Origin of the sequence: Bacillus sp. BB51/4 (assembly GCF_008368845.1) — a bacterium.
Taxonomy (GTDB): domain Bacteria; phylum Bacillota; class Bacilli; order Bacillales; family Bacillaceae_G; genus Bacillus_A; species Bacillus_A wiedmannii.
On sequence record NZ_QOSC01000014.1, the window covers coordinates 73,112 to 86,028 of the forward strand.

General features: G+C 36.0%; 13 protein-coding genes. 12 read left to right on the forward strand and 1 reads right to left on the reverse strand.

Annotated features, from left to right (window positions below; all coding sequences use genetic code 11):
• The first annotated feature begins 13 nt into the window (after nt 1–13).
• From DN392_RS20155 to DN392_RS20210, 12 genes are all read left to right on the forward strand, one after another.
• Nucleotides 14–928: a superoxide dismutase gene (locus DN392_RS20155; RefSeq protein WP_000082674.1), complete on the forward strand. Its 915-nt coding sequence runs from the start codon at nt 14–16 to the stop codon at nt 926–928.
• 111 nt (nt 929–1,039) lie between these two features.
• Nucleotides 1,040–2,164 (forward strand): D-alanyl-D-alanine carboxypeptidase DacB, encoded by a 1,125-nt coding sequence (dacB, locus tag DN392_RS20160; RefSeq protein WP_088321476.1) that lies wholly within the window; start codon nt 1,040–1,042, stop codon nt 2,162–2,164.
• On the forward strand, nt 2,157–2,753 hold the full coding sequence (gene spmA, locus DN392_RS20165) for a spore maturation protein SpmA (protein WP_000247806.1): 597 nt from the start codon (nt 2,157–2,159) through the stop codon (nt 2,751–2,753). The genes dacB and spmA overlap by 8 nt, the downstream gene beginning before the upstream one ends.
• Nucleotides 2,750–3,280, forward strand: a complete 531-nt coding sequence (gene spmB, locus DN392_RS20170) for a spore maturation protein SpmB (protein ID WP_000029511.1) — start codon at nt 2,750–2,752, stop codon at nt 3,278–3,280. Before spmA ends, spmB begins: the two co-directional genes overlap by 4 nt.
• A gap of 292 nt (nt 3,281–3,572) precedes the next feature.
• Nucleotides 3,573–4,301 carry a 23S rRNA pseudouridine(2605) synthase RluB gene (gene rluB, locus DN392_RS20175; protein WP_000440552.1) on the forward strand — a complete coding sequence of 243 codons (729 nt, stop codon included), beginning with the start codon at nt 3,573–3,575 and terminating at the stop codon, nt 4,299–4,301.
• A gap of 94 nt (nt 4,302–4,395) precedes the next feature.
• A complete protein-coding gene (gene resA / locus DN392_RS20180) occupies nt 4,396–4,917 on the forward strand; it encodes a thiol-disulfide oxidoreductase ResA (protein WP_000742211.1) in 522 nt (173 codons plus the stop codon).
• 121 nt (nt 4,918–5,038) lie between these two features.
• Nucleotides 5,039–6,664 carry a cytochrome c biogenesis protein ResB gene (resB, locus tag DN392_RS20185; RefSeq protein WP_000910545.1) on the forward strand — a complete coding sequence of 542 codons (1,626 nt, stop codon included), beginning with the start codon at nt 5,039–5,041 and terminating at the stop codon, nt 6,662–6,664.
• 14 nt (nt 6,665–6,678) lie between these two features.
• The gene (gene resC / locus DN392_RS20190; protein WP_000250073.1) at nt 6,679–7,836 is read left to right on the forward strand and encodes a cytochrome c biogenesis protein ResC; all 1,158 of its coding nucleotides are present in this window, start codon (nt 6,679–6,681) and stop codon (nt 7,834–7,836) included.
• A 302-nt stretch (nt 7,837–8,138) separates the two neighbouring features.
• Nucleotides 8,139–8,855, forward strand: a complete 717-nt coding sequence (gene resD, locus DN392_RS20195; RefSeq protein WP_000426862.1) for a DNA-binding response regulator ResD — start codon at nt 8,139–8,141, stop codon at nt 8,853–8,855.
• A complete protein-coding gene (gene resE, locus DN392_RS20200; protein WP_000964666.1) occupies nt 8,855–10,630 on the forward strand; it encodes a sensor histidine kinase ResE in 1,776 nt (591 codons plus the stop codon). The genes resD and resE overlap by 1 nt, the downstream gene beginning before the upstream one ends.
• 137 nt (nt 10,631–10,767) lie before the next feature.
• The gene (locus tag DN392_RS20205; RefSeq protein ID WP_064056775.1) at nt 10,768–11,349 is read left to right on the forward strand and encodes a cob(I)yrinic acid a,c-diamide adenosyltransferase; all 582 of its coding nucleotides are present in this window, start codon (nt 10,768–10,770) and stop codon (nt 11,347–11,349) included.
• Nucleotides 11,350–11,435: 86 nt separating this feature from the next.
• Nucleotides 11,436–12,050 (forward strand): peptidoglycan DD-metalloendopeptidase family protein, encoded by a 615-nt coding sequence (locus tag DN392_RS20210; protein WP_000866129.1) that lies wholly within the window; start codon nt 11,436–11,438, stop codon nt 12,048–12,050.
• A 30-nt stretch (nt 12,051–12,080) separates the two neighbouring features.
• On the opposite strand, the gene DN392_RS20215 is transcribed toward DN392_RS20210, so the two are convergent.
• Nucleotides 12,081–12,767, reverse strand: coding sequence for a hypothetical protein (locus DN392_RS20215; protein ID WP_000711800.1), 687 nt, complete (start codon nt 12,765–12,767; stop codon nt 12,081–12,083).
• Nucleotides 12,768–12,917 lie beyond the last annotated feature (150 nt).

Here is a 12,917-nt window from a genome sequence, read left to right on the forward strand (position 1 = left end):
AAGGAGGTGTAACATGAGTCAGCAAGGTGTATTTACAGATTACTTTCATGAAGTAGAAAGCTGGTGTGAAAGTGTTCTTCACGTATTAGATAGCCGTGCAATGGAAGTGTATGATGTCCATATGCTTGCCTATAAAATTCAAACGTTATTAGATCGTATGAAAGAGCATGAGTATGATACAGATGCAGAGTTTATGTATGAAATAAGTGATGATGTAGAACATATTCAGCATCATTTGCAGGAAGTATTCGTGCAAGGAGAAGAGGAATATGAACTATATGAAAGAGGGGATAGTGAACGAGCTGTTCCAATTGGAGGGCATACACTTCCACCATTACCTTATCCGTATAATGCGTTAGAACCGTATATTTCTAGAGAAATTATGATGTTACACCATGATAAACATCATCGCAGTTACGTGGAAGGATTAAATAAGGCAGAGAAAATGATGGAAGAAGCGAGAAAAACAAATCAATTTGATTTAATTAAGCATTGGGAAAGAGAAGCGGCTTTTCATGGATCAGGTCATTACTTACACACGATATTTTGGAATAACATGAAAAAAGATGGTGGCGGAAGTCCAAGAGGGGCTCTTTCACAACAGATTGAACAAGATTTTGGGAGTTTTTTACGTTTTCAAAAACATTTCACAGAAGCAGCTTCTAAAGTGGAAGGATCAGGCTGGGCGCTTCTCGTTTGGGTACCACGATCTGGAAGATTAGAAATTTTGCAGAGTACACTTCATCAATTATTTACACAATGGGATACGATACCGCTCCTCGTGCTAGACGTGTGGGAACATGCGTATTATTTACAATACCAAAATCGAAAAGATGAATATATTAAAAACTGGTGGAATGTTGTAAATTGGCCTGATGTAGAAAAAAGATTTGAAAGTGCGAAACAAATTGAATGGACACCGTATTAGACGCAGGTTCTCTGCGTCTTTTTTATTAGAAGGAGAAAGAGATTTCGTTCATATTTTAAAAGGCCAAGCATACACTTGTACAAAAAGTGCCAAAAGGACGTGGGGGGAAATATGAGACGAATTTGTGTAATAATCACGCTTCTTATTATGTATGCAAGCGTTATACCAATTCCTACATATGCAAAGATGAACAGTAATGTCAGTGCTCGAAATGCTGTATTAATGGAGCAACAGTCCGGTCGTGTATTATACGGAAAAGCAGAACATGAGCCACAAAAAATTGCTAGTATAACAAAAATTATGACAGCCTTGTTAGCTGCTGAATCAGGAAAAATGAAAGAAATGGTATCGGTTAGTAATGAAGCGGTGAGAGTAGAAGGATCAGCAATTTATTTAAAACCTGGACAGAAAGTGAAGTTAGAGGATTTAGTATACGGACTCATGCTTAGATCTGGTAATGATGCAGCACAAGTAATTGCTGAAAATGTAGGAGGAAGTATAGAAGGGTTCGTATATTTAATGAATGAAAAGGCGAAACAAATTGGAATGAAAGATACTCACTTTTCAAACCCACATGGTTTGGATGGAGATGGATCTCATTATTCATCAGCCTATGATATGGCACTTTTAACAAAGTATGCAATGGGGAATGAAACCTTTAAGAAGATTTTTGGGACAAAAACGTATAAATCAGATTCGTGGGATTATCCGTGGAAAAACAAACATAAACTCGTGACATCTTATTATGAATTTGCGACAGGAGGAAAAACAGGTTTTACGAAGAAAGCAGGACGGACACTTGTTACAACAGCATCAAAAGATGGACTAGATTTAATTGTCGTAACTTTGAGTGCTTCTAGTGATTGGGATGATCATATGAATTTATTTGATAAAGGTTTTGAACGTTTCAAGCAAACGAACGTTGTAGGACAAGGAGCTCTTGCTGAAATAACTGAAAAGAAATATGCCAATCATGTTTATACGAAAAATAGTTTTTCGGTACCGTTAACTGAAGAAGAAAAAAAGAACGTAGTATTAAAAGTTGAACTCGATAAAAGTGCAAAACTTACGGATGGAGTAAAGGTTGGGAAGACGGAAATTTATGTTGGCAATGAGAAAGTTGGAGAACGGAATTTATTTTATAGTAAACGAAAGTTAGTAGCTACAACGGGAATGTATTGGAATAATGTGAAAGAAATTTTTTCTCATATGATAGGTGTTGGGAGCGATGGTTAATCTCGTATGGGTAGCGATGGCAGTCATAGGGATTGTATATGCCATGATAAATGGAACGATGGAAGCAATAAATAAAGCCGTATTTGACGGAGCAAAAGATGCAGTAACAATTTGTATAGGACTTATTAGTGTATTAGTATTTTGGCTCGGTTTAATGAAAATTGCAGAGGAAGCAGGGTTGTTAAAAAAGTTAGTGTCACTTTTTATGCCGATAGTAAAAAGGTTGTTTCCAGAAATACCGAAAGATCATCCGTCAATGGGATTTATTTTATCGAATATGATGGCGAACTTTTTTGGATTAGGGAATGCAGCAACCCCTCTTGGTATTAAAGCGATGGAACAATTGAAAGAGTTAAATGGAGGGAAGGATTCGGCGAGCCGTTCTATGGTGACGTTTCTCGCATTAAATACATCAGCGATTACTTTAATTCCTACTACTGTCATTTCGATTCGAATGACGTATGAATCAGCGAATCCTACTGAAATTGTTGGGGTAACATTCATTGCACAAGTACTCTCTATGATCGGAGCGATTTGGATTGACCGCTATTTTTACCGAAGAAGGAGTAGGAAGGGGCGGAAAAAATGAGTATTGTCAATACGATATCATTATGGGTAATCCCTTGTGTAATCGGTTTTATCCTTTTATATGGCACGATAAAGAAAGTGCCGACGTATGAATCGTTCGTTGAGGGGGGAAAAGAAGGGATTCAAATTGCGATCTCTATTTTACCGTTTATGGTTGGAATGCTTGTATCTATTTCGATTTTTCGGGCATCTGGAGCGTTAGATGCAATGATATCAGTAATGAAGCCGATGTTAGATTTAATTCATGTCCCAGCAGAAATTGTTCCACTAGCACTTATACGCCCTATTTCAGGCTCTGCTGGTTTAAGTATTACGACCGATTTAATTGCCACATATGGGCCAGACTCGTTTATTGGAAGATTGGCTTCTACGATGCAAGGGAGTACAGATACGACTTTTTATATTTTAACAGTATACTTCGGAGCTGTTGGAATTAGAAAAATGGGAGATGCATTAAAAGTAGGACTTTTTGCCGATTTAATCGGGATTATTTGTTCAATTGTGTTTGTTTCTTTAATGTTTAAGTAAGGCGGCTATTCATTTTTTATGCTATTTCGCTTATAATACGTATACGACCACTATTAAGGTGTTGCTTAATAGTGGTTTTTTTATGCGGTATTTTTGACAAAATGATGAACTTTTATTGTGAGCAATATGAAGAGTATGGACAATAATAAAAGGTAAAAACATGATTTGCCCTTTATATGTTTATTATCATCGCTATGTTGTTTAAGTAAGATGAAGCGAATAGCCGTCAAGCGTATGCGGTTGCCAAGTCTTTCTAATGTAAGGTAAGATAAATTCGAGGTGAAAAAAAGAAATGGAACGATTACAAAAAGTGATTGCGCAAGCAGGTATTGCATCGAGAAGAAAGGCTGAGGAATTAATTCAGCAAGGAAAAGTAAAAGTGAATGGAAAAATAGTGAAGGAGTTAGGAACGAAAGTAACTCCTCAAGATAAAGTAGAAGTAAATAACATCCCTCTTGAAAAAGAAGAACCTGTTTATTTTTTACTATATAAACCAACTGGCGTAATTTCAAGTGTATCAGATGATAAAGGAAGAAGTGTTGTAACAGACTTTTTCCCTGAAATTAGACAACGTTTATTCCCAATCGGACGCTTAGATTATGATACGTCTGGCGTATTATTGATGACAAATGATGGGGAATTTGCAAATGTATTAATGCATCCAAGATATAAAGTTGAAAAAACGTATGTTGCAAAAATTAAAGGACCATTAACAGGTGAGAAAATTCGCATGTTAGAACGAGGTGTTGCATTAGAAGATGGGAAAACAGCACCAGCACAAGTGAAAATTATTTCTTGGGACAAGCGTAAAGAGACTGCGATTGTACAATTAACGATTCATGAAGGACGTAATCGTCAAGTACGCCGCATGTTTGAAGCGTTAGATTGTAAAGTAGTGAAACTAAAGCGTGAACGCTACGCCTTTTTAGAAGTGGGTAGCTTGCGCCCTGGTGATGCGAGAGAATTGTCACCACATGAGGTGAAACAATTACGTGCATTGGCTTCTACAAAGCCGCGCTAATCGATAGTGTGAAACTTTCACCAGTGGAATGCTCCGCTGGTGATTTATTAAAAAATACATATATTTATCACTCGTCGAAGAGAGGGGAGACAATATGAAAAAAAATCGCTTATTATTTCGCGTTATGATTCTACTCATTTTATGCGGTGCTGTAGGATTTACACTTTATCAAGGATATTTCACTAAAGAAGAGAAAATGCAAATCGGAAAAGAAGCACCTAATTTTGTTGTAACAGATTTAGAAGGAAAGAAAATTGAATTAAAAGATTTAAAGGGAAAAGGTGTATTTTTAAACTTTTGGGGCACTTGGTGTAAACCGTGTGAAAAAGAAATGCCTTATATGAACGAATTATATCCAAAGTATAAAGAAAAAGGCGTTGAAATTATTGCGTTAGATGCAGATGAAACGGATATTGCTGTTAAGAATTTTGTGAAACAATACGATCTTAAGTTCCCAGTCGCAATTGATAAAGGTGGAGAAATTATAAAAACGTATGGAGTAATACCGTTACCAACAAGCTTCTTGATTGATAAGGATGGTAAGGTGATTCAAGAGATTAAAGGTGAACAAACGATAGAACAATTGGAAGAGTATTTAAAGAAAATTACTCCGTAATAAAGAAAGCCTTTACATATGAGGTGCATCCTTATAGTGCCTCTGATTTAAAAATTCTGAGTATTGCGGTAACTTGAGGGTAGAATATACAATAGTACATATAGATATAGGGGCGGTGAGAGTGTTGAAAGAAATTAAGTGTGAATGTGGACATGTGAATCCGATAGGAACTGTTTTTTGTGAAGCGTGTGGGAAACCATTTGAAAGCAATGAAAATATAAAACTATTGGATATGCGTTATGAGGGGAGTGCTCGGAGATCTCTCACACAAACAAAAACGATAGTCGATAAAATTTGGAGCTTTTTCTCTTCTGTAAAAGTGGGTGTATGGCTCATTGTAATCACTTTAGCTGCATCAGCAATAGGAACTATTTTTCCGCAAGAAATGTACATAACTCCAGGAATTGCACCAGCTGAATATTATAAGCAAGAATACGGATTTTTAGGGCAACTATACTATCAATTAGGATTTAATAATTTATACGGTTCATGGTGGTATATGATTTTAATTGCTTCAATTGGTATTTCACTTGTGATATGTAGCTTAGACCGTGTCATTCCACTTTATAAAGCTTTAAAGAAGCAAGGGGTGAAAAGACACACTAGCTTTTTAAAGAGACAAAGATTATACGGTACTGGTACACCGCAAGATGGTGATTTTGAAAGAGTGCAAAAGAATTTAAAGAAAAGAAACTATAACGTGAAAGTGGAAGACGGAAATATTTTGGCGGAAAAGGGACGGTTTTCACGCTGGGGTCCATATGTGAATCATATTGGTCTCATTATCTTTTTATTCGGTGCAATGCTCCGTTTTTTACCGAGTATGTACGTAGACGAAGCCCTTTGGTTACGTGACGGTGAAACGAAAGAAATACCAGGAACGGATGGTCAATACTATTTAAAAAACGAGAAATTTATTAAGGAAGTTTATGATAAAAGTAAGGACAAGGAAGTTTTTGATGAAGCGATTGATCGTGTAGGCGATAAAGTGATTGCGAAAAACTTCCAAACGAATGCTGTATTATATAAAGCGGTCGGCGAAAATATAGCAGGACAAAAACCGAAATTAGAAAAAGTAAAAGAATCGGAAATTCGAGTGAATGAACCGCTGAAATTTGATCAATTTGCTGTTTATCAAGTGGATTATAAAGAAAATGAATTTAAAAGTATGTCCTTTAACCTGCAAAACAAAGAAAATAATCAAAAGTGGGGACCGATCAAAGTTGATTTAACGAACCCTACAGAAAAATATGATTTAGGAAAAGGTTATTCTTTAGAACTATTAAGCTATTTCCCAGATTTTTATTTTGACGAGAATGGAAGACCAAATACGAAAACGAAATTACCAAACAACCCTGCATTTGTGTTTAAAATGTTTACGCCTGAAACACCAGATGGTGAAGTGAGTTTTGTTGGTATTCAGCAAAATATAGAACCTGATGGAAATAATAAATATAAAATGTCGTTTGCAGGTGTGGAAATGCAAAATGCAACAGCACTTACTGTAAGGAAAGATTTAACGCTTTGGATTCTCGGTATTGGAGGATTTATATTTATGGTTGGTGTCATTCAAGGGATGTATTGGAATCATCGTCGTATTTGGATACAACGCGTTAATGATGAATGGTGGATTGCAGGACACACGAATAAAAATTGGTTCGGTTTAAAGAAAGATATTGAAAGAGTACTAGAAGGTACGGCAATTCCGCAGCCAAGCGATAAAGTAGTGGATAAAAAAATTAGTTAAGGTGGGGAAACGATATGGTGCAAATAAGTAGTAACTTTCTCTTTACCGCATTTATTTTATATTTAATTGCAACTCTATTTTTCGGGGGAGCAATTAAAGAAAAAGGTCATAAATGGGCAAATATAGGAATAACGATTACAATTTTAGGGTTTATTGCACAAACAGTATATTTTGTTACAAGATGGATTGCATCAGGACATGCACCAGTTAGTAACTTTTTTGAATTCGGTACATTTTTCGGCATGATGCTTGTCGGAGCATTTATTGTCATGTATTTTATGTATCGCGTAAGTATAATCGGACTTTTTGCATTACCAGTTGCACTTTTATTAATTGCCTATGCAAGTATGTTTCCGAGGGAAATATCTCCGCTTATTCCTTCTTTAAAAAGTAATTGGTTGCATATTCACGTGACGACTGCAGCAGCAGGACAAGCAATTTTAGCAATTAGTTTTATTACGGGCGTTATGTATTTATTGAAGAATGTAGATCAATCAACGAGAAGCAAACGTACATTTTGGTTAGAAACGGTAGTGTTCACACTTGTTTGTACAGTTGGTTTTATTGGAGTGACAACGGTATTTTCTAGTATGAAATATGAAGCGAAGTTTCAATGGGTTGATAAAAATGAACAACAAGTGGAAATGAAGTACAATCTTCCGGCTTTAGTGGGACCGCACGAAGGAAAGTTATTGACAGAAAATAAATTAGAGCCGACAGTTGAAGTTCCGGCGATTGTAAATGCGAAAAAATTAAATACAGTAATTTGGTCTGTGTTAGTTGGGACATTACTTTATATTGTATTAAGACTTGTTTTACGCAAACGAGTATCGGCAGCACTTCAGCCGTTAGTAAAGAATACAAATAGTGATTTACTGGATGAAATCGGATATCGTTCTATTGCAATTGGATTCCCGGTTTTCACATTAGGTGCATTAATTTTTGCCATGATTTGGGCTCAAATAGCGTGGACACGTTTTTGGGGTTGGGATCCAAAAGAGGTTTGGGCGCTTATTACTTGGCTCTTTTATGCGGCGGTATTACATTTACGCTTATCAAAAGGGTGGCACGGAGAGAAGTCAGCGTGGTTAGCGGTAATTGGTTTTGCAATCATTATGTTTAACTTTATTGTAGTAAACTTAATTATCGCGGGTTTACATTCATACGCATAGAGAAATAAAATAGGAGAGTGAATGTCACTTTCCTATTTTATTTTTGTCAATTTTTCTTCTTTTTTGAGAAAAACATGACAAAGTAGCGGTTGATTTTGTAAAATGATGTCGAGGACATTATATCCTGTTCAAAAAAAATACATAGTTTTGGAAAAAAATTGAACAAACTTTATTATTCTTGTGAAGCATAATATGGGAAGTGAAACATTTAGAAGATTGCTTAAATAAACGAGAATAGCGCAACATACTAGTGTAGAAGGGTAGGTGTAAACCGTTGTGGTAAAAGTACACAACGGGTAGAAATGGAAAATGAATCAAGAATTTTAATTGTAGACGATGAGGATCGTATTCGTCGTTTGTTGAAAATGTATTTAGAAAGAGAACAATACACAATTGAAGAAGCGGACAATGGTGATACAGCTTTAGAAATGGCGTTACAAAATGATTACGATTTAATCCTATTAGATCTTATGATGCCAGGTAAAGATGGTATTGAAGTGTGTAAAGGGGTTCGTGAGAAAAAAGCGACGCCAATTATTATGTTGACAGCGAAGGGTGAAGAAGTAAACCGAGTACAAGGGTTTGAGGTAGGAACTGATGATTATATTGTGAAACCATTTAGCCCACGTGAAGTAGTGCTTCGTGTGAAAGCGGTCTTACGCCGTTCTGTACCAACAACGTTCTTTACACAAGATACAACGACAAAAGATGTTACTGTGTTCCCTCATTTAACAATTGATAATGATGCACACCGTGTTACAGCAGATGGTAATGAAGTAAACTTAACACCGAAAGAGTACGAATTACTATTATTCTTAGCGAAAGCGCCTGATAAGGTATTTGATCGTGAGCAATTGTTAAAAGAAGTATGGCAATATGAATTCTTCGGAGATTTACGTACAGTTGATACGCATGTAAAGCGTTTACGTGAGAAGTTAAGCAAAAAATCACCAGATGCTGCGAAGATGATTGTTACCGTTTGGGGCGTAGGTTACAAATTTGAGGTTGTGAACGACTGATGCTTTGGAGAAGTGTAGTAGGGAAGTTATGGATGACTATATTACTTCTCGTTTCGTTTGTTCTTGGATTTGTTGCGATTTTACTTTCACAGTTTTTTAGAACATATTATGTTGATATGAGTGAAGCTAGGCTTCAAAAAGTTGCAACAAGTGTTTCAGAGTTAATTGAAGAAGGTGCCGATGTAAAAACGATTGAGAATATCGCGTACAAATTCTCTGATCCCCTTTCAAGGATTATTATTGTAGAAGATGGTAAAGAAATATCTTCTTCGCCGAAACAAGAAGGGTTAGTCACTCTTACAATGGATGATTTGAAAGAAGATAAAGAATTAGCGGCTGTTTTTACAGACAAAAAAGAAATTAAGAATAACATTAGAAAAGCCTCTAATAGTAGAAAGAATAAAAACACTGAAAATGATATTATGATTGTCGGAAAACCAGTGCATTCAAAAAATCAAAGTGCAGTGTTCGTATACGAATCTTTACAAGTACCGATACAAGGTATGGAGAGAACGACTGATTTTATATTCTTATCAGCAGGGATTGCGATTATATTAACAACGTTCTTTGCATTCTTCTTATCTACTCGAATTACAGCACCACTCCGTAAAATGCGTGAGGTTGCTTTTGAGGTCGCGCGTGGGAAGTTTGATGCGAAAGCACCTATGGTATCTCAGGATGAGATTGGTGAGCTTGCAACGGCCTTAAATCAAATGGGGAAACAGTTGAAGTTTAATATGAATGCCTTGCAGCAAGAAAAAGAACAGTTAGCAAGTATTTTAAGTAGTATGGCAGATGGGGTTATTACGTTAAATCAAGAAGGTGAAGTCGTTGTAATTAATCCGCCGGCTGAACATTTCTTACAAGTTTGGCAAGAGGAAAAGGAAGTAGAGCTCAGTAAAAAACTACCTTCTGAACTTGTTGAACTATTCCATCTCGTTGTAGAAAGTGAACAACAACAAGTGGTTGAAATTAATTTACAAAAAGGGAACTATGTAGTTCTTATGACGCCGCTTTACAACCAAACGAAAATTCGTGGCGCTGTAGCTGTATTACGTGATATGACGGAAGAACGCCGTCTTGAGAAGATGCGTCAAGACTTTATTGCAAACGTATCACATGAACTTCGTACACCGATGGTAATGCTTCAAGGGTATAGTGAAGCGATTTTAGATGATATTGTGCAAACGAAAGAAGAAATTAATGAGTTCGTTCAAATCATTTATGATGAATCTGTTCGTTTAGGTAAACTTGTAAATGAACTATTAGATTTAGCGCGTATGGAAAGTGGTAATGTAGAGTTACATATAGGTGAAGTTGATATTCATCCTTTCGTTGAAAAAATAGGTCGTAAATTCCAAGGAATTGCAAAGGATAAAGAAGTCGCATTAACGGTTGATTTCCAGAATCCAATTGAACAATACCCGTTTGATGCAGATCGTATGGAACAAGTATTGACGAATTTAATTGATAACGCAATTCGTCATACGAATGCAGGCGGACATGTAACGCTTGTAATTAATACGAAAAATAATGGTCTTACTTTTGAAGTACAAGATTCGGGCGCTGGTATTCCAGAAGAAGATATTCCATTTTTATTTGATCGTTTCTACAAAGCTGATAAAGCAAGAACACGTGGGAAAAAAGGTGGAACGGGGCTCGGGCTTGCGATTGCAAAAAATATTGTGCAAGGCCATGATGGTAAAATTGCTGTTTCAAGTGTTGTTGGAGAGGGAACTACATTCTCTGTATATTTACCGAATCGTATAATTTAGATATACGTTTTTAAAGTTGATAATGAATAAAGTTCTACTGTTTTTTATTTTTTTGTAAAATCAATTAAATAAATAACAGTAGAACTTTTTTTCTATCTTAGTCGAATGAAGAATAGCAAGAGGGGTGTCGTGAAGCGATGAAATTATATACGAAAACAGGAGATAAAGGGACAACAAGTGTAATAGGCGGCAGAGTGGATAAAGATAATATCCGAGTTGAAGCATATGGCACGATAGATGAGGCGAATTCTCATATTGGATATGCAATGACTAAGCTACAAGGCGGATCTTTTGAAGATATTTACAATGAACTTGAAAATATTCAACATGAACTATTTGATTGCGGGGGAGACTTGGCGATAGTAGAGGGGAAAATTCCTTATAAAGTAACGGTTGAAATGGTTGAAAGCTTAGAAAGAAGGATTGATTCGTATATAGAAGAAGCACCGCCGTTAGAGCGTTTTATTTTACCAGGTGGAAGCGAAGCCGCAGCTGCTATTCATATTGCGCGTACAGTTGTAAGGCGAGCAGAACGATGTGTAGTGTCCTTGCAAAAAGAAGGGGAAATAAATGAAGTTGTTCTAAAGTATGTAAATAGATTATCTGATTATTTGTTTGCGGTAGCTAGAGTAATAAACGCTCGATTACAAGTAAAAGATGTGGAGTATAATCGCAGTGCAATCGTTTTTCGTGATAAAAACGAGAAGGAAGTGGAGTGATTCACTTTCTTTTTTTTGTATACTTTTTTCTGTAATATACCAAAATAAGAGAAGGTATGGTGTTAATTAGAAAACGGAGGATGTATATGAAAGTGTTAAAATGTGGCGTCATGTTATTGACGGTATTGTTTTTATCTCAATTACATGTGTACGCAGAGGGAAATCAATGGACATGGCCTGTTGAAGGGCAGATAAGTGATTATTTTGGGACAAGGCATGGAAAACACTACGGTATAGATATAGCGGCACCGATTGGCACGCCTGTGGCAGCTATTCAAGAAGGTAAGGTAACAAAGTCTTATTATTCAAGTAGTTATGGAAACGTTGTATTTATTAAACATGGAGAATATGAGGCCGTGTATGCGCATTTAAATAAGAGATATGTAGTTCAAGGGGATTATATTTCAAAAGGAGAAATAATTGGAGAAGTAGGAAATACAGGAGAATCGAGAGGTGCACACTTACATTTAGAAGTTCATCAAGGAAGATGGACGATGGCGAAAAAGAATGCGATGAATCCATTGCTTGTTCTAAATGAACAGAGAAATGAAGTTGTTTCCTCATCCTTATATGTCGTCCAAAAAGGGGACACTTTAGTTAGTATTGCACGGAAATTTAGTATGTCAGTTAAGGAAGTTAAAGATAAAAATGGACTGCAGCAAGATCGGATTTATCCAAATCAACAATTATACGTAAAGTAAAAAAAGAGCTAGTTAAACTAGCTCTTTTTTTTACCAAAAAATAAAGACACATATAAATCCAGAAATAGCTAAGTAGCTATATAAGTAAAATACTTTCGTTCTTGTTTTTTCGTTCGTTCGAAATAGTACAATAGTCGGTTCAATTAAACCGATTGTCAAACAAAGTAAACCAAGAAGCATACAACCGATTGAAATGGAGTACAGGGCGATTTGTGGTGCTTGAAATGGAATCATCCATTTTAATAAAAATGCAATAAGTGCAGTGTAGCAAATGCTGCCGATGTATTTATTCAACGGTGCATTAGAACGGAATCCTGGAAGTTTTTTTAAGAAAGAGCGGGAAACAACTTCAGTTTGTAAAGATGTGTGCTCTTCAATTATTTTTTGAGCTTCTTTTCCTTTTTGGAAAAGGGATAATATCCAGTTTCGCTCACCTTGAAAAATAAATTGAGAAGTTGTCAAATAATGATCCACCTTCACTTTATTCCAACTCTTCCATGGGTGACGCTCACACAGTTTTAATTTACTCTCTGTTTTTTTATCATACTGATAAATACTGATGCCATCTTCATCGAAAGCAGCATAGTATGTCTCGCTTGAGAATGTGCCTAAATCAATTGGACAGTAGAAAAGTAATTCTTTTTTTAAGTAAAAGTATTCTTTTCTTAAGTTTTTTTTCATTGCTTCTCGAATAGAGTGTCTCTTTTCTTTTTTCATGACATTTCCTCCATAATCCAGAAAATGTTCTTATCTTAACAATTCAACATCTTATCACTTTTCATTATATATGACTAGGGGATTCATAGGGGAAATGCCGAATACTAAAAAATCTGGGGTGTATTGTAAAATATAGTGATTGGTTTTGAT

Bases quoted from the DNA above. Each gene is read 5' to 3' on its own strand.
- DN392_RS20155 (WP_000082674.1), top strand. From the start codon at position 14: ATGAGTCAGCAAGGTGTATTTACAGATTACTTTCATGAAGTAGAAAGC.
- dacB (WP_088321476.1), top strand. From the start codon at position 1,040: ATGAGACGAATTTGTGTAATAATCACGCTTCTTATTATGTATGCAAGC.
- spmA (WP_000247806.1), top strand. From the start codon at position 2,157: ATGGTTAATCTCGTATGGGTAGCGATGGCAGTCATAGGGATTGTATAT.
- spmB (WP_000029511.1), top strand. From the start codon at position 2,750: ATGAGTATTGTCAATACGATATCATTATGGGTAATCCCTTGTGTAATC.
- rluB (WP_000440552.1), top strand. From the start codon at position 3,573: ATGGAACGATTACAAAAAGTGATTGCGCAAGCAGGTATTGCATCGAGA.
- resA (WP_000742211.1), top strand. From the start codon at position 4,396: ATGAAAAAAAATCGCTTATTATTTCGCGTTATGATTCTACTCATTTTA.
- resC (WP_000250073.1), top strand. From the start codon at position 6,679: ATGGTGCAAATAAGTAGTAACTTTCTCTTTACCGCATTTATTTTATAT.
- resD (WP_000426862.1), top strand. From the start codon at position 8,139: ATGGAAAATGAATCAAGAATTTTAATTGTAGACGATGAGGATCGTATT.
- resE (WP_000964666.1), top strand. From the start codon at position 8,855: ATGCTTTGGAGAAGTGTAGTAGGGAAGTTATGGATGACTATATTACTT.
- DN392_RS20205 (WP_064056775.1), top strand. From the start codon at position 10,768: ATGAAATTATATACGAAAACAGGAGATAAAGGGACAACAAGTGTAATA.
- DN392_RS20210 (WP_000866129.1), top strand. From the start codon at position 11,436: ATGAAAGTGTTAAAATGTGGCGTCATGTTATTGACGGTATTGTTTTTA.
- DN392_RS20215 (WP_000711800.1), bottom strand. From the start codon at position 12,767: ATGAAAAAAGAAAAGAGACACTCTATTCGAGAAGCAATGAAAAAAAAC.